Source organism: Roseibium sediminicola (assembly GCF_023156505.1).
Taxonomy (GTDB): domain Bacteria; phylum Pseudomonadota; class Alphaproteobacteria; order Rhizobiales; family Stappiaceae; genus Roseibium; species Roseibium sediminicola.
On record NZ_JALNMJ010000010.1, the window covers coordinates 94,922 to 111,919 of the forward strand.

A 16,998-nucleotide genomic window follows, 5' to 3' on the forward strand; every position below is an offset into this window, starting at 1 on the left:
CCCTTATGCCGCCTCGGTATCGTCCAACGGCGGATATTCCTTTTTGAGGGCCTCGACAAGCGGCCCCATGAGGGTTCCGAGCGATCCCTTGATCATAACAACATCTCCGGCCCGGACGTCGCTCAAAAGAACGTCTTCCAGATCTTTCGACTCTTCGCAGTAATGTCCGCGCAGGTCATGCGGCAGGTCCTGCCAGAGCGCATACATATGCGGCCCGGCGCAATAGACGGCGTCGATACCGGCCTCCGTGATCGGCTTCAGCAATTCCGCGTGCAGGCGGTCGGCGTCGCCCCCCAACTCGCGCATGTCGCCGAGAACGGCAACCCTGCGACCCGGCCGGGTCACCGGCGCTTCGCCGAGCACGGCCAGCGCGGCGCGCATAGAGGCCGGGTTGGCGTTGTAGCTTTCGTCGATCAGGTTCAGTTCGCCCTTCTGGATCGGCAGGCGGGAGACTTCGCCCCGTCCCTTCGGCGCGCGCATCGTATCGAGGGCAAGGCCCGCCTTGGCAAGGTCCGCTCCGAGATCCGCCACAGCGGTCAGGACGGCGAGGCTGTTCTTGACGTGATGCTTGCCCGGCGCGCCGATCTTGTAGGTGATCTCCTGGCCGAGGATTGACGCCTCCACGCTGGACCCAGCCGGATAGCTGACCACCTTCTGGATGTGGCTGTCGGCGGCAGGGTTTTCCCCGAAGGTGTGGAGTGTGGCGATACCCTTTGTGGCCGCCAGGAATTTCAGCAGGTCGTACTGGAGATTATCCCGGTTCAAAACGGCGATTCCGCCGGGTTCCAGCCCGTCGAAAATCTCCGCCTTGGCCTTGGCGATCTGCTCGACGCTGTCGAAAAACTCCAGATGCACCGGCTGCACCGTGGTGATGATCGCAACATGCGGGCGCACCATCTTCACCAGCGGCGTGATCTCGCCTGCGTGGTTCATGCCGATCTCGAAGACGCCGAAATCGGTGTCTGCCGGCATGCGCGCCAGGGTCAGCGGCACACCCCAGTGATTGTTGAAGGAGGCGACCGAAGCATGCACCTTGCCGGAAGGGGCAAGGGTCAGACGCAAGGCTTCCTTGGTGCCGGTCTTGCCGACGGACCCGGTCACGGCGACAACGCGCGCCCGGCTGCGTTCACGGGCGGCAATGCCAAGCTTGCGCAGGGCTTCCAGCGGATCCTCGACGACGACATAGCGCCCGTCTTCCGGCAGGTCCGGCAGACGGTCTTCCGCAATCAGTGCCAGGGAGGCGCCGGATTCCAGCGCGGCAGCGGCATAATCATGTCCGTCCAGCCGGTCGCCCTTGATGGCAACAAAGGCATCGCCCGGCTCGAGCGTGCGGCTGTCGATGGATATTCCGGTGATTTCAGCGCCAGCGTCGCCCTTGATGCTGCCACCGGCAGCCTCAACAAAGGCGTTCAAGGTCCAAAGCGGGTCGCTCATGTGTTTCCTTCAAGGCTGATGGCGCGTTTGACGGCATCGTGATCAGAAAAGGGAATCACTGTGTCGCCAACAATCTGGCCCGTTTCGTGGCCTTTTCCGGCAACACACAGGATATCACCCTGCTTGAGCCGCCGGACACCTTCCGCAATCGCTTCATAACGATCGCCGATCTCCAGCGCCTCCGGCGCTCCGCTTAGGACCGCCTTACGGATTGTGGCTGGGTCTTCGGAGCGCGGATTGTCGTCGGTGACGATGACCAGATCCGCGTGCCGGGCGGCAGCAGCGCCCATGAGTTCGCGTTTGCCGGGATCACGGTCGCCACCGGCGCCAACGATCACGGAGAGCTTGCCCGAGGCAAACGGTTTCAGGGCCGCCAGCGCATTGTCGAGCGCGTCGGGCTTGTGGGCATAATCGACAAAAACCAGACCGCCCTGCCCGGTCTTGCCGGCCAGTTCCAGCCGGCCGGGCGCCCCTTTCAGGTTTTCCAGGGCGCGCATGACCGCGCCGGTGTCGATGCCGGAGGCCATTGCCAGTCCTGCGGCAATCAGCGCGTTGGATACCTGGAAACGGCCGATCAGCGGCAAGGTCACCCTGTATTCGCCGCGTGCGGTCTGCAGGGTCAGCTCCTGACCCGCGCCCGACGGTTTCAAACCGGTCAGCTTCAGGTCCTTGCCCGTCTCGCCAACGCTGAGGACCGGCAGGCCGCGCTTTTGCGCCACCGCCAGTACCCGGTCGGCGTATTTTTCGCCCGGATCGACGACCACAGTGCCGCCTGCCGGCAGCAGCTCCGAGAAGAGCCGAAGCTTGGCGCGCAGATAGTCCTCGATGGTCGGATGGTAATCCATGTGATCGCGGCCGAGATTGGTGAAGGCCGCCGCCGTCAGGCGCACGCCGTCGAGCCGGTATTGATCAAGGCCGTGGGAGGAGGCTTCCATGGCCGCGTGGTTGACGCCTTCGTCTTCCAGCAGCGCCAGCTGTTCATGCAGCAGCACCGGATCCGGCGTGGTCAGGCCACCGTAACTTTCGCCGCCCGGCTTGACGATGCCGAGCGTGCCGAGACTGGCCGCCGGATGACCGGCCGCCTGAAAGATCTGACGCGCAAAATGCGCCACCGAGGTCTTGCCGGCGGTGCCGGTCACCGCAACGATGGTGTCGGGCTGCGCGCCATAAAACCGAGCCGCCATTCTTGCGAAGGCCCGGCGCGGCTCGGCCGCGCCGATCACAATCACCTTGTCACCGCAGGCGGCGCGCACGGTCTCAACGGCGTCATCGGCGCACAGAATGGCATTGGCCCCGGCCGTTGCAGCGTCCGGGGCGAATTTCGTGCCGTCGACAGAAGCCCCCTTGAAGGCGGCGAACAGAAAGCCGGGCCGGACCTTGCGGCTATCCGCCGTCAGTCCCGTTATTTTCAGGCCCTTCGCCGTGTCCGGCACGGAGAGGCCTGCGGCCAGATAGTCAAGATCCATCTCTTCCGATCATCTTTGTGCGTCGTCATGTGGTGGAAGCTTATTCGTGAGCGCCGGGACAGCTGCGACCCCGCCGGCGCTCAAAGCTTCGGTGTCTCTCCTTAATAGGAAATCTCGATGGGTTCATCCCCCTTACCGAACCGCGGCATCACGCCGAGCATTGGCGCGGACCGCCGGACGATTGCGCCGACCGTCGGCGCCGCGTTCCAGCCAGCCGTGACACCCGTGCCTTCGCGCTCGCGCTTCGGCTCGTCGATGACGACCAGAACCACATAGCGCGGGTCGTCCATCGGAAAGGCCGACAGGAACGAGTTGCGGCGCTTGTTGTTGACATACCGGCCGTTTTCAATCTTTTCCGCGGTGCCCGTCTTGCCGCCGATCGTATAGCCTGGAACGTCCGCCTTGCGGCCGGAACCGGACAGAACATTCAGGCGGAACAGGTATCGCATCATGCGGCTGGTTTCTTCGGAAATGACACGTTTGCCAAGGGCTTGCACGTCTTCCTGACTGCGCGGCAGGAAGGTCGGCGGCAGCAGCGTGCCCCCGTTCACAAGCGCAGCGGCGGCAACGGCCGTCTGCATCGGCGTCACCGAAATACCGTGACCGAATGAGATGGTCATGGCCGCCAGTTCATTCCACTTCGGCGGCAGCAGCGGCGCGGCGTTTTCCGGCAGTTCCGTCTTCAGGCGTTCCGTCAGATGCAGGCGGCCGAGAAACTCCTTCTGACGCGCAACGCCGGTCGCCAGCATCATTTTGGCAGTGCCGATATTGGACGAATAGATGAAGACTTCCGGCACCGACAGGATGCGGTTTTTCCCGTGGAAATCGTTGATCGTACGCCCGCCGGCCCGGATCGGGCGCGTTGCGTCGAAGCTGTCATTGATGGAAACGGCACCCGAATCCAGCGCCATGGCGGTGGTGAAGGTCTTGAAGACCGAGCCCATCTCGAACACACCACCCGTCGCCCGGTTCAAGCGGTCCTTTTCCAGGGCCTGGGACCGGTCGTTGGGATCGTAGTCAGGCAGGGAGGACATGGCCACAACTTCACCCGTCTTGGCATCGAGCACGATCCCGGCCGCGGCAATCGCCTTGAACCGCTCCATGGCCTTGGAGAGTTCATCGCGCACGACATGCTGCACCCTGAGGTCAACGGAAAGCCGCACCGGCTCCATGGTCCGGTCGGAGGTGAAGCCGAGCGACTGCAGATCGGAGAGCCAGGCGTCATCGATGTATTTTTCGATCCCAGCCAGGCCCTGGTTGTCGATGTTGACGGAGCCGACGATGTGACCGGCGGTGGGACCGCCCGGATAGAACCGCTGGTTCTCCGACAGGAAGCCGATACCCGGCAGGCCAAGATTGTGGACGTCTTCGGCCTGTTTCGGGGTCAGCTCCCGCTTCAGCCAGACAAATCCGGCACCGCTGCCGAGACGGCGGCGCACAAGCTCTTCGTCCAGCTCGGGCAGCACCCGCACAAGCCCTTCGGTCGCCTCGTCCACATCCAGGATGCGGCGCGGCTCCGCGTAAAGTGACGCGGTCTTGATGTCGGTCGCCAGGATCTCGCCATTGCGGTCGATCAGGTCCGGCCGTGAGGCGGAGACGGAATCCTGAGCGGAAATGAACGCCCGCGACGGCGCTTCTTCCATCTGCGCCAGCATCACCAGCCGCCCGGCGATGGCGACATAAACACAGGCAAAGGCCAGCATGGCGACATAGACGCGGGACTTGACCGCGCTGGAGGAGACGGATCCCCGGACGGCCCGGGGCTGCGCCCGCCGCACCTGAAGGAAACTTGCCGGTTCGCTTACCATCGTCATGACCGGCCCCTCACTGAATAACCGACGACGAGCCGGCATAGCCGCCCATCTGATTGCCGCCGATCGGCTCCAGCATCACCGGCCGCGCAGGCAGGTCTTCCGGTGTCACGATCTGCTTCACGTCGAGCGGCTCCAGCAGCAGATAGTCGTTGTAGCGTTCGACCAGGGACTGCAGGCGGTCGGGTTTGTTCAGAAGGCTCCACTCCGCTTTCAGATGGCGGATGGCATCGTGCTCTTCGTCGATCTGGCGCTTGAGCTCGGCGACCTTTTCCGCAGATTTTGTCGCCGCAAGCTTCAGATCGTAAACGGTCGCCGCGCCGATCACGACCGCCAGTATGAACAGGATGTTCAGCGTTCGAACCATTCTCAGCCCCCTAATCCATGAAAGTCCGCCAGACGCGGAACACCCGCCTCATGGATATCCAAAATACGTGCCGGTGCCTCGGTCCGCCGCCCGGCCCGAAGCTTTGCGGAGCGCGCCCGCGGATTGACATCCGTTTCTCCGGCGGCCGCTTCGACCGCCTTGCGCGTCAGCAGTTCAAAGGTTGCCGGGGGAACGTCCTCCTCCGGCATGTGCCGCGACCCGCCACCACGGGTCCGCGTGCGGTCCTGGAAAAACCGCTTGACGATGCGGTCCTCCAGGGAATGAAAACTCACAAGAACCAGACGCCCGCCCGGCTTCAGGATACGCTCGGCGGCACCCAGAGCCTCGGCGGCCTGGTGCAATTCGCCATTCACATAGATCCGGAGCGCCTGGAACGTCCGGGTCGCCGGATGGATCTGCGCTTTTTTCGGCGACCGTCCAAGCACCTTCTCGATCAGGTTCGCCAGCTCCAGCGTGCGCGTGAACGGCTTTTCCTGGCGTGCGCGTTCGATCGCATGCGCCACCGAGGTTGCCCGCTTTTCCTCACCCAGAAGACCGATCACGCGGATCAGGTCCCGGACCGGCAATTCGTTGACCACATCGGCCGCGGACGGGCCGGCCTGCTCCATGCGCATGTCGAGTGGACCGTCGCGCAGGAAGGAAAACCCGCGCTCGGCCTCGTCCAGCTGCATGGAGGACACGCCGAGATCCAGGACAACGCCATCGACGCCGTCAAAGCCGTTGGCGCGTGCGTGCTGTTCAAGCTCGGCGAATTGGCCGGGCACCAGAATGAGATTGCCGTCCGCCTCGCTCACAAGCTCCTGACCGCCGGCAATCGCGTCCGGATCCCGGTCGATACCGATGACTTTCGCGCCGCGCGCCAGCATCGCCCGGGAATAGCCGCCGGCGCCGAACGTGCCGTCGATCATCACCTCGCCCGGCTGCGGATCCAGCCACTGAAGGACCTCCGTCAGGAGAACCGGCACATGGCGCTCGGGTCCGCCAGCGGCAGAAGCAGCGTCTCTGTCGCCGAGCGCCATCATGCCGGCTCTCCCTGAGAGGGTGCGGGGACCTGCCCCGACAACATCGCGAGCGCGCGCCTTTGGGCCTCTGCGCGGTACTCGCGAAACTTTTCCGGCTCCCAGATCTGGAACTTGTAGTTCATGCCGACAAAGGTGACCTGGTCGGCAAGGCCGGTGTGATCGCGGATCATGTCGGAAATGGTCATGCGGCCATCTCCGTCGATACGCGGATTTTCACTGGCACCGAACAGCGCCACGGCCAGGGCATCGTGATCCGGGGAGAGTTTTGCGAAAGCTTCCGAGCGCTTGTTGATCTCGGCCAACAAGTCATTGCCGCCGGCGTCGACCGCGGCGCAATGAGCAGAAGCAATGCAATAAAGACCGTCAAATCCATCTCTCGCCAAAACCGCACGGAAGGGCGCCGGGATCGACACGCGACCCTTGGCATCCAGCCGGTTGGTAAAGTGAGAAACAAAGCCGGCCATCAATCCCCTCGAAACGGGTCCCCACCCGTTCAAATCCCATAGAATCCCAAGAATGCAAGGAAAGGCCGGCTTACCTGCAGGGACATGCAATTTGCGAAAGCGGCGGTTGCCGAGCCGTTAAACCGATGTCCCAAGCCCTACTGAAATGGGCCCGCGCTCCCCATTCTGGGTATCTATGGGATACCATGGGATTTCATGGGCGGTCAATGGAATCTCATGGATTCCGGCTCGATTTGATCGCACACGACCCCGTCGACCGACCTTACTGCCAACATGCTTAATGAAGCCTTGACACAAATGAAGAATCGGATTCGCAGGAATACGGAGGTTTTCACAGAGAAGGCTCGGCAAAGCGGCAAAATATGCCTAGTTGCAAAGACTTGTGGAGAATGACAGGGGGCGCGGCCTGACGCGGTGCTTCCGGCTGAGATCAGCAGATGCACTTCCTCTCTCTCGTCATCCCGGCCAAGCGGAGCGCGAGCCGGGATCGGAGAGCCGGAAGCCGTTGGCTGTTCCGGGTCACCCTATCGAAAGGCCCGTGCTCTCCGGTCCCGGGTCTGCGCTACGCTCCGCCCGGGAAGACGATGGTGAGGAAAGTCATTTGCTGCCAGAAAGAAACGCCGCGCAGAGACGCGGCGTTTCGCTGTCTCAAGGTGTCTGCCGTAGCACCTACATCAACAGGTCCGCATTGCCGAGCGCAGCCAGCTGGTCGGCGATGCCGCCATTGTCGGTGACGACGGAGTTCCAGGTCGCGGCCGTCAGGTTGGCGATGGACAGATCCTCCGCCTGCAGGCCTTCCAGCAGGTAGCCGTGACCGCCATTGTTCTCGACGGTGAACAGAAGATCCCCGCCGGTCTCCTCGATCGTAACATCGGAAGCGGACAGGCTGCCGAAATGCAGGATATCCTCGGCCGGATTGAAGTTCTGGACCGCGAACACACGCCCCCAGTCCCAGGTGACCTGAACGGTGTCTTCTCCCGAACCCAGCACAATGTCGTCGTCGGTTGCCGGCGGCACCGCAGGATCATCAGGCGTGACGGGCGTATCGGGTGTGTCCGGCGCCTCCGGATCGGGCGAAACACCGGCGCCTTCCCTCACCTGAGTGCCGTCCGTCGTTTCGCCCGGAGGGGCCTCCGGGGTCAGGAGAACTTCCCGCGAGACCAGCGAGACATCGTTCTGATCAAAGCCGAAGGGGGCTTCCAGATTGTCCTCCATGACCTGGTCATGGTGAAATTCCAGATTGCCCGCGATCAGGTCCGCTTTGGAGACGCCGGTGAACAGAAACCCCTGCCCGCTCGGCAGCGAACTGATCACCATGCCGTCAGGCGTATCCTCGACACTCAGCCGCTCGCGCGTGCCGAAATAGAGGAAACTGATCTTCTGGGTCGAAGGATCGAAGCCGTCGACCACCTCAAAGGCACCGTATTCATGAGAGCGGATATAGACCGTGTTTGCGTCGCGCGGACCGACGCCCGTCTCCCAGGAGAGGATGCCGCCAAGATCCTGGCGCAGATGCTCGTTGCCGACGACGCCGAAATTGTCGATCGAGAGGTCGGAGACCTGCACACCTTGCAGGATCTGCATGTCCGGTCCCCAGGGATTGTCGATCACCGGTTCGCCGTTGGGCGTCATGGTCAGGATCAATCCGTGCACGGAAGCGTTGCCGAAGTCGATCTGGTCGGTCGCCGGGTTGAAACCGACAATGTCGTCGGCCCCGAATTCGGCCGCCCAGGTAACCCCGCCGAGATCGCTCGCCTCCGTCGGCACCGGCGGGTTGGAGCCATAGCTGTCATAGATGACCTCGAAGCCACCTGTGTCGGGCGTAACCACGGCGGCGCCGAGCAGCGTCGCGACCTCGTTCAGAGCGGATTGCTCGGCAACCGTGAAATTGTTCATGGAGAGATCCGAGGCGTCGATGCCGACCAACAACGTTTCGCTTGCGATTTCTCCGGTGGCGGTCAGCACCCGGATGGTCAGACCGTCGGACACATCGGCAATCGTTTCCGGAGTGTTCCCAAATTCCAGCCGCTCGGCGATGACACCGGCTTCCAGGTGCACCATGTCGGTGGCCGGATCGAAGTCCGTGATCACCCGTGAGGAACTGTCCGGCGTGATCAGGATCATCTGCGGACCGCTGTCCGGCGTATCGGGCACGTCAGGAGTATCCGGTTCATCCGGAGTGCCGCCACCGGCTCCGACCTGACTCAGGATCTCCTGACCGGTCGCTTCGCTTTGAATGGTGAAATTGGCCGGCGACAGGTCACTCAGCGAGATTCCCGCCAGGGTCAATGTCTGGTTGTTGGACGCCATGGTGAAGACCGTATCGCCACTGACTTCGGCCACATCGATCGCTTCAGGACTGAACCAGTCGATGAAGATCGTGTCGCTGGCGGGGTCGAAATCCGTGATCGTCCGGTTGCTGCCCCAGGACCAGGTGATCACCACAGTTGCGGTCGCCGCCGAGACGCCCGCCGTGCCGTTCCAGCTGTCCGGTGTCGACGGCGACACGTCGGATGTATCCGGGTCGTCAGGTTCATCCGGCGTGTCCGGCTCGTCCGGTGTGTCGGGTTCGTCTGGCGTATCCGGCTCGTCCGGAACATCGGGTGTGCTGGAACCGTCGCCGACCAGAGCCAGCACCTTGGCCGCCGTACCAATGTCCAGAATGGTGAAATTGGCCTCGCTCAATTCCGAAAGCCGAACGCCGGCCAGGGTCGTGGTCTGGTTGTTGGAGGGAACGGCGAAAACAACGCCAGCCGCCGTTTCGGTGACCTCCAGATCGGCGGCACCAATCCAGTCGATGAAGATCGTGTCCGTCGCCAGGTCGAAGTCATGGATGACCTTGTCCTGCCCCCAGGCCCAGGTGATCACCACATCGGCGTCATTCTCGCCGACACCGGCGGAACCGTTGCTGTCATCGCCACCCGGGTCACCAGTGCCCGGCGTGCCATCATCGCCTGGCGTACCAAGGCCTTCGTCACCGGTCAGCCGGTCCTCGAAAAAGGCGATCTGCTCGGTGATCGACGGCGCGTCATAACCGCCGAACTGGTCGATATATTGCAGGATCGACGTGCCGTATTCATCCGTGCTGACAGCGCCGTTCAAAAGCAATGTCGCCGTGCCCCAGGCACCGCGCAGATGGGCCGCCGCCAGAATGCCCGTCAGGGTCAGCTCGACATTGACCGTCTGGCCGTTCTGGGTGTAGCTCGCGGTCTGGCCGATGAAATCGTTCAAGGACTTGCCACTGCCGGCCAGCTGCCCTTCCAGAACCTGCAGATTGTAGCCGAAGGCCTCCTGGATCGCGACGGTCTGCGCCTCCTTGGTCATGAACTCTTCCAGGGAGTCCACGGCGTTCTTGCCGGTCCAGGTGCCTTCCCAGGCATTGGTCGCCGCGCCGTTGCCATAGAACGTATCGGCGTCGTAATAGCCGAGATCGATCAGCAGTGCCTCGCCGAATTGAAAACCGACAAAGCCGAGCGAGTTCATCGAGCGGTAGGCCATGGCTTCCCATTCGGTATCGCTCAGATCCGACCAGCTGGAATAGCCCGGGTAATAATCGGTCACCGCCCCGCCGGCCCATTGGTCCAGCTGCCAGTCCTGGATGATCCCCTGGTCGTAGCGTTCCCGGTCCCAACCCGATTCAAAGGCCAGCAGTGCCGCCATGAAGTCTTCGAACGTGCCTTCCATTTTCAAGTCCCACCTTGTTTTGATTTGGACTAGAAAAGGCTAGGCAGCCGGAGCGCCCGAAAAATGGACGCTACATTAAAGTTTCAAGGTATTACTGTGGCGGGAAGACCGATTTCCGCCAGATTTACTTCAAGAAACAATGAAGGACCTATAAAACACACGACTCTGTGTTTTCTTCCAGAAACTCCGACAGCATTTTATCCGAAGGTCTGTCCACGCAGGGTTTCGCGCGGCGATTCTCCGAAACGCTTCTTGTAGGCGACGGAAAACCGGCCGAAATGTCTGTGACCCGAGGCTTCCGCGATGTCGGCGATCGACCGGTTGCCATCCCTGACCTGGAGCAGATGCCTTGCATAGGCCAGCCGGAGGTCATGGAGATAGTGGACCGGTCCGCTGCCGAATTCCCGCTTGAACAGTATCTGCAGGGTGCGCGGGCTGGTCCGCGCATGGGAGCTGATGTCCAGAAGGCTGAGATCGTCCAGAAAGTGCCCGCCGATCAAGTGCAGGGCGCGCTTGAGCACGGCCGGCGCGGCGACCGGATCCCGCCGCTCCAAAAGCGGCGACGCCGTATTCGCCTGGCTTTCCAGAAGGGCAACAACGAGAGCCTCTTCCAGGATCCGCTGATGGCCGTCCTGCCCCGCAGCGAAGGCAAGGCCGTCTTGCGCAGCTCCAAAGATCCCCCGCAGCTTGGCAGCCCAGGCCGCGCCTTTCGGCCCTAAGAGATCAAAATCAGGGGCAAAGCGGACCCGGTCGACCGGCACACCGGCCATGCGCTCGGCGACCTCCCGTAGGAACCCCGTTTCGACTTGAAGCAGAATCTGCTCGCAACCCGCATGCCAGCGCATTTTTGTATGCCGGTCCGGATTGAGGATGCTAGCCCTGCGTGGGGTCGAGGCCACCGAGCGGCAGCCATTGCTGACATCGGCTGCGCCCCGGATCGGGATCTGGATCAGGTAAAAATCCGTCAATTCGCCGGGCTCGATGGTCACATCGGCGCCGTAACGGATGTAGTTGAGCGAGAGATGCTGACCGGCCACCCGGTTCTGGCAGGCGTCGAAGCAATCCTGGATCGATCCGCGATCCAGCCGGTGACTGCAAAAATGCGCGGCCACGATCTGGCGAGCTTCGTCGACGTCACGCGTTTCGAAGCAACGGAACCGGTCGAGCGGGGATCTTCGGTCTGCCAGGGTTTCCATGGGGGAAAGCATGCCGCCGCCCGGATTGAAGCGCAAGCCGCCGACGATCTCTCAGTGCGGCATTTGACTGCACCCATGCAGGTAATTTCGTTTTCCGGATAAAATTTTCGCGTGGCCCAAGCCTAGCCTCATGAGGTCATCCGACAAGCATGAGGGGAACAAGATGCACAACGGAGCAGGAATAACCGCAGCCGATGCGGGGCTCGACGCGATCAGCTGGAACGTGGTCGGCCACACCTACACACCCAAGGTCCTGAGCAACAACGCTTTCATCTGGCACGCCGTGATACCTGCCGAGACCTTCGTGCCGCCGCATATCCACCCGACCCAGGACGAATGGATCGTCATGCTGGAGGGAGAGCTGGAAGTGGAAATGGGTGGAGCGGTCCACAAGGCCGGTCCGGGAGACACGGTGCGCATGCCGATGGGCGAGGCCCACGGCATCTTCAACCGTTCCGGCAAGACCGCGACCTGCGTCTTCGGCGTCGCGCCGACCCGCAAGCTGTTCGAACTCTTCGGAGCGCTCGACGACATCACCGACCCGGCGGAACTGGTGCGGCTTTCGGCCTTGCATGAAGTCGACTTCCTGCCGCCGCCCGACCAGGCCTGAGCGCGGCGCCAAGAGGAGACTTTTCATGACGAAACGCAAGACTGTCGCCGTAATCGGCGGCGGCGTGAGCGGCCTTGCGGCCGCCAAAGCCTTCGACGAGCGCGGCCACCGGGTCTTAGGTCTGGAGCGCAGCCACGATTTCGGCGGCGTCTGGGAACTGTCGCGCTCCTATCCGGACGTACAGACCCAGTCGCCGAAGGATCTCTACCGCTTCACCGATCTCGCCATGCCGGACGACTATCCCGAATGGCCCAAGGGTCCGCAGGTCCATTCCTATCTGCATGCCTATGCGAAAAAGCACAATCTGGCGCGGCTGTTCCGGCTGAACACCAATGTTGCATCGATGGACCGCCGCAAGGACGGTCTGGCGGGCTGGACACTGACACTGGAAGCTGCCGGCCGGACCTGGACGGAAGATGTCGACTTTGTCGCCATCTGCACCGGGCAGTTTTCCGACAAGAACATCATCCGTCACCCCGGCCAGGAAGAATTCGTGGCCGCTGGCGGCGAGGTCATGCACAGTTCGGAATACACCGATCCGGAGCTGGCGCGCGGAAAACACGTGGTTGTGCTCGGCGGTTCGAAATCGGCAACGGATCTGGTCGTCAATGCCTCCAAAAACGGCGCCAAATCCGTGACCATGGTCTACCGCGAACCGGTCTGGCGCGTGCCCTATTTTGTCGGCGGCATCAATTTCAAGCGGCTCCTTTACATGCGCGCCCAGGAACAGCAGTTCAACGGCTGGGGCGGCAGCGCACTCGGCAAGGCAATCCACACCGCCTTCAAGCCGTTGATCTGGGCAAACTTCCGCGGCCTCGAAACCTTGCTGAAGCTCCAGCTCAAATTGAGGAAATGGGACATGGTGCCAGATGTTCCCATCGAGAAGGACGCCTCCTGCTCCCTGCCGATCGTCACGCCGGGCCTGTTCGAAGGGTTCGAGAGCGGAGCGATCCGGCCGGTGCGCGGCACGTTCGAAGCATATGAATCGGGCCACGTGGTGCTGTCGACGGGGGAGAAGATCCCTTGTGATCTGGCGGTGTTGGCTGTCGGCTGGAAACTCGGCGTTCCGTATCTTGCCAAGGAATACCGCGACAAACTGATCGAATGGGACGGGCAATACAGGGTCTATCGGCTTTCCGTGAACCCGGACCTGCCGGACATGGGCTTTGTCGGCTTCAACTCAAGCTTCTGCACGATCCTGTCGGCGGAAATGATCGCCAATTGGCTGGTGCGCTATGCCGATGGCCAGCTCGCAAACCAGCCCAGCGCTGAAGAGATGCGGCAGAACATCGACGCCATGCTGCGCTGGCGCCGCCAGGAACGGCCCGCTGCCAAGGTCTATGGCGGGCTTTGCTCGGCGCCGTTTCATTTCCGGCATTTCGATGAGTTGCTGGCGGACATGGGGGCAACGAAACGCAAGCGGGCCAATCCGCTGGCGGAGCAGTTCTCCTATCCAAACGCGGACGCCTATGGCGGTTTCCTGAAGAGCACGCCGCAATATGCGGCGGGCTAAGGGCGAAGAATAGAGAGCCAGCCGGCCTGTAAGCCGGGTTCTGTATGGCCCGTTTTCACGGACGCGACAGCCATTCATCTGGGACGCCTGTTGCCAGACGCCTCACGCAACCAACCCGGACAGCGGGCCTGGAAACCGGCCTGCCCCGGATCGCTCCGGGTCGTGCTGTCCCTATTCGGTCTTGCTCCCGGTGGGGTTTACCATGCCGCCGCTGTTGCCAGTTGCGCGGTGGGCTCTTACCCCACCCTTTCACCCTTACCCCGGACAGATCTTGCGATTTGGCCGGGGCGGTTTGCTTTCTGTGGCACTTTCCCTGAGGTCGCCCTCGCCGGGCGTTACCCGGCACCGTGTTCCCATGGAGCCCGGACTTTCCTCCCCCGCGGCCTTTCGGCACTTGCGGCAGCGGCTGTCCGGCCGACTGGCGCCTGCGGACTTAAGTGCGTTTGCCGGCAAGGTCAAGCAACACCAGCGCAGACCCTCGCTGTTTCCATTGAAACTCAGGACGCCTTCAGCATCCGATACGCCATGGAAGGCCAGATCCGGTGCAGCGCGAACAGTTTGCCGACCCGGCCAAGACGGATGTCGTCGGCGCCACGGTCGAGCCCGGCAACGATCCTAACCGCGGCCTCGGCGGCGGAAAGCGTCTTGTCACCGCGCCCGGCGGCCATGCGTGTCAGGATGAGGTCCGGCACCACATCCGTCACGGCAATCCCGGTGCCTTCCAGCTGATAGCGCAGCCCCCTGGCAAAATTGGAAAGGCCCGCCTTGGTCGCGCAATAGACCGGAGCCGATTGCTTCGGCACCCTGGAAAGGGCCGACGAGATAAAAACCACCCGCGCTGAATGGGCCTGCTTCAGGAGCGGCAGCAGGTCCGCCGTCAGCGCAATCGGTGTCAGTAGGTTCACCACAACTTCCGTCTCGATCTTCTCGGGCAGGACAATGCCGGCGCCAAAGTCGTGACCAAATTGGACAGCGGCATTGTGGATCATAAGATCAATGGGCCCGTCCAACTCGTGCAAGGCATCAACGAAGCGCTTGCGACCGGTGGGATCCCCCAGATCAGCACAGACCGGGATCGCCTCAGGATGAAGCTCCCGGACGTCGTCCAGAGCGGACTGCGTCCGGCCGCAAATCACGACGCGATCACCGCGCTCGCAATAAATCCGGGTGAGTTCCCGTCCAAGGCCGATCGCCCCGCCGGTGATCACAATGGTTTTCCTGTCTGTCACGCCAATTGTCTCCCGTTGCAAGTCGGGGACGGTCTATCTGCGTTGCAGAGGCTTGCGCATTAACCCGGGTTAAGAACGGCGTGCCCGGATACGGGACAGGGCCACCGGCGTGATGCCGAGATAGGACGCGATGTGATATTGCGGCACCCGCCCCAAAATCTCCGCGAACTCAGTGAGGAATGCCTCGTAACGCTCGGTGGCGCTTTCCAGAAGAAAGGACGCCTCCCGCCGCTCCTTCTGCAGGGCAAGGCGGATGACAAAGCCGTTGATCAGCCGTTCCCACGCAATGTCCGACGTCTTCAGGTCGCGGACGAAGGCCATGGGCAACGCGACAAGCTCGGTCTCCTCGAGGGCTTCGGCAAAAAACGGCGATGGCCGCGCTTCCAGGAAGGACCCGAGGCTGGTGGCAACGTTGCCAGCCGTGACGAAGTTCTTGTTGAACTCCTTGCCCTCCGGCGTCAGATAGAAAAAGCGTATCAGGCCGGAGCGGATGAAATACAGCGTCTCCAACACGTCTCCGGCCGAAAACAGGACCGCTCCGGCGCTGAATTGGCGGACCTCCCCCCGTTCCGCGACCCGGAGCGCCTCGCTTTCCGGAACGCCGCCGGCGTGTTGCAGCCAATCGGCGAATTGAATCAGTACAGTTGGATCTGTTGTCATGTCGCGCAATTTTCTGACAGAAGACCCGCCAGGGTGTCGGCGCCCCGGTCGATCTGGTCGGGCGTCGCACCGGCGAACCCGATGATCAGGCCGCTTTCGCGCACTGTTTCAAGATAGCAGTTGCTGAGCGCGGACACCGCGAAGCCGCGGCGCTGCATGGCCAGCGCGATCGCGATGTCATCGACCGGTTCGCGAAAGCGGACCGCGACCTGCACATTACCGGTCGGCGGCGTTACATCCAGCCGGTTGCCCAATCGTCTCTTGAAGACCTCGACGAGATGCATGCCGCGCGCTTCGTAGATCTCGCGGATCTGCTTGAGATGTTTTCGGTAGGCGCCGCTGTCCATGAACCAGGCCAGCGCGGCCTGGGTCTGCACATTGGCGGCGCAGCCCATGTTGCGCATCAATTGCGTCAGCGGCTCCACCAGCGCTTGCGGCACGACACAATAGGCTATGCGCAAACCCGGCATCAGGCTCTTGGAGAAGGTCCCGAGATAAATGACCCGCCCCTCTTCCGCGAGCCCGTAAAGCGCGGCAACCGGGCGTCCCGTGAACAGGAATTCGCTGTCATAGTCGTCTTCCAGAACGACCGCACCGGTGCTGTCGGCCGCCTTCAACAGGGCCAGGCGGCGTGCCAGCGGCATGCGCACGCCGAACGGATAGTGATGGGACGGGGTAACGTAGATCATCTTCGGTGGCGGCAGACCGGGCGGCATCTTCGACGCATCCGCTCCGTCGGCATCGGTCGGCATCGGCCGGATTGTCAGGCCTGCACCATGGAACGCCGTTCGCGCGCCGAGATAACCGGGTTCCTCGAGCCAGGCTTCGTCGCCGGGATCGGACAGAACCTGCGCCAGCAGCGACAGGCTGGCCTGGGTTCCGCTGGTGATCAGGATCTGCTCCGGGGTCGCCCTGACGCCGCGCTCGGTCGCCAGGTGGCGCACCAGCTGCTGCTTGAGCGCGTTGACGCCCGTGTAGTTCTGGTACTGCAGATCCGTGCCGCGTTCGAGCCGCGCGGCCCTGCGCAGGCATCTCGCCCATTCCTCATAGGGAAAACAGTCCAACGCGGGCGCCCCGGGTTGCAGGGCGCCCGGCTCCCGGCACCAGCCATCGTAGCGCAGGTTCGCGCATAACAGCCTTCCGCGACCTGACAGACCCGGCGCGGCCGCCTGGCGCGACGGTCTCGTGGTCGCCCCTTCCGGTGACAGGCCTTCGGCGATCCGCGGGGCAGCACCGCCACGGACCGTGATGATCCCCTCCGCCTGCAACAGGTCATAAGCCGTGTTGACCGTGTTCCTGGCAACCTTCAAGGACGCCGCCAGCCGGCGCGTCGACGGCAGTCTTGTTCCGGACAGCAAAAGACCGGACCTGACCGCCTCACGAAACCCGCGATAGATCTGCTCGGTCAACGGCACCTCGCCGGACCTGTCGACACTCAGGATACCTTCGGGAAAAACTGGATCTGTCATTTTTTAAAAACCGGACCTTTCACAGAACCAATTTATCGACGAAACAGCAAAT

13 protein-coding genes and 1 other RNA gene are annotated in these 16,998 nt (G+C 62.5%); 2 read left to right on the forward strand and 12 right to left on the reverse strand.

Features of this window, described 5'->3' with window-relative positions; all coding sequences use genetic code 11:
* Positions 1 to 3: 3 nt before the first annotated feature.
* The 8 genes from M0H32_RS15365 to M0H32_RS15400 form a co-directional block, all read right to left on the reverse strand.
* Positions 4 to 1,434 carry a UDP-N-acetylmuramoylalanyl-D-glutamyl-2,6-diaminopimelate--D-alanyl-D-alanine ligase gene (locus tag M0H32_RS15365; RefSeq protein ID WP_248155535.1) on the reverse strand — a complete coding sequence of 477 codons (1,431 nt, stop codon included), beginning with the start codon at positions 1,432 to 1,434 and terminating at the stop codon, positions 4 to 6.
* A complete protein-coding gene (locus tag M0H32_RS15370; RefSeq protein ID WP_248155537.1) occupies positions 1,431 to 2,900 on the reverse strand; it encodes a UDP-N-acetylmuramoyl-L-alanyl-D-glutamate--2,6-diaminopimelate ligase in 1,470 nt (489 codons plus the stop codon). The genes M0H32_RS15365 and M0H32_RS15370 overlap by 4 nt, the downstream gene beginning before the upstream one ends.
* A gap of 101 nt (positions 2,901 to 3,001) precedes the next feature.
* A complete protein-coding gene (locus M0H32_RS15375; RefSeq protein ID WP_248155539.1) occupies positions 3,002 to 4,714 on the reverse strand; it encodes a peptidoglycan D,D-transpeptidase FtsI family protein in 1,713 nt (570 codons plus the stop codon).
* 10 nt (positions 4,715 to 4,724) lie between these two features.
* Positions 4,725 to 5,078: a cell division protein FtsL gene (ftsL, locus tag M0H32_RS15380; RefSeq protein ID WP_248155541.1), complete on the reverse strand. Its 354-nt coding sequence runs from the start codon at positions 5,076 to 5,078 to the stop codon at positions 4,725 to 4,727.
* A gap of 2 nt (positions 5,079 to 5,080) precedes the next feature.
* Positions 5,081 to 6,121 (reverse strand): 16S rRNA (cytosine(1402)-N(4))-methyltransferase RsmH, encoded by a 1,041-nt coding sequence (gene rsmH, locus M0H32_RS15385; protein ID WP_248155544.1) that lies wholly within the window; start codon positions 6,119 to 6,121, stop codon positions 5,081 to 5,083.
* Entirely contained in the window at positions 6,118 to 6,585 is a 468-nt protein-coding gene (locus M0H32_RS15390) for a division/cell wall cluster transcriptional repressor MraZ (protein ID WP_248155546.1), read from the reverse strand. Before M0H32_RS15390 ends, rsmH begins: the two co-directional genes overlap by 4 nt.
* 669 nt (positions 6,586 to 7,254) lie before the next feature.
* Positions 7,255 to 10,269, reverse strand: a complete 3,015-nt coding sequence (locus tag M0H32_RS15395) for a hypothetical protein (RefSeq protein ID WP_248155548.1) — start codon at positions 10,267 to 10,269, stop codon at positions 7,255 to 7,257.
* 197 nt (positions 10,270 to 10,466) lie between these two features.
* The gene (locus M0H32_RS15400) at positions 10,467 to 11,477 is read right to left on the reverse strand and encodes an AraC family transcriptional regulator (RefSeq protein ID WP_248155550.1); all 1,011 of its coding nucleotides are present in this window, start codon (positions 11,475 to 11,477) and stop codon (positions 10,467 to 10,469) included.
* 151 nt (positions 11,478 to 11,628) lie between these two features.
* On the opposite strand from M0H32_RS15400, the gene M0H32_RS15405 reads away from it, so the two are divergent.
* Together M0H32_RS15405 and M0H32_RS15410 are read left to right on the forward strand one after the other, a co-directional pair.
* Positions 11,629 to 12,075, forward strand: coding sequence for a cupin domain-containing protein (locus tag M0H32_RS15405; protein ID WP_248155552.1), 447 nt, complete (start codon positions 11,629 to 11,631; stop codon positions 12,073 to 12,075).
* Positions 12,076 to 12,100: 25 nt separating this feature from the next.
* Positions 12,101 to 13,588, forward strand: coding sequence for a flavin-containing monooxygenase (locus tag M0H32_RS15410; protein WP_248155553.1), 1,488 nt, complete (start codon positions 12,101 to 12,103; stop codon positions 13,586 to 13,588).
* A 13-nt stretch (positions 13,589 to 13,601) separates the two neighbouring features.
* Here M0H32_RS15410 and rnpB read toward each other — a convergent pair.
* The 4 genes from rnpB to pdxR form a co-directional block, all read right to left on the reverse strand.
* Positions 13,602 to 14,010, reverse strand: an RNA gene (gene rnpB, locus M0H32_RS15415) — RNase P RNA component class A.
* Positions 14,011 to 14,085: 75 nt separating this feature from the next.
* On the reverse strand, positions 14,086 to 14,817 hold the full coding sequence (locus M0H32_RS15420; protein WP_248155555.1) for an SDR family NAD(P)-dependent oxidoreductase: 732 nt from the start codon (positions 14,815 to 14,817) through the stop codon (positions 14,086 to 14,088).
* A 69-nt stretch (positions 14,818 to 14,886) separates the two neighbouring features.
* Complete coding sequence (locus tag M0H32_RS15425) at positions 14,887 to 15,477, reverse strand: Crp/Fnr family transcriptional regulator (RefSeq protein WP_248155557.1); 591 nt, start codon at positions 15,475 to 15,477, stop codon at positions 14,887 to 14,889.
* Positions 15,474 to 16,946 (reverse strand): MocR-like pyridoxine biosynthesis transcription factor PdxR, encoded by a 1,473-nt coding sequence (gene pdxR / locus M0H32_RS15430; RefSeq protein WP_248155559.1) that lies wholly within the window; start codon positions 16,944 to 16,946, stop codon positions 15,474 to 15,476. The genes M0H32_RS15425 and pdxR overlap by 4 nt, the downstream gene beginning before the upstream one ends.
* Between the last annotated feature and the right edge of the window lie 52 nt (positions 16,947 to 16,998).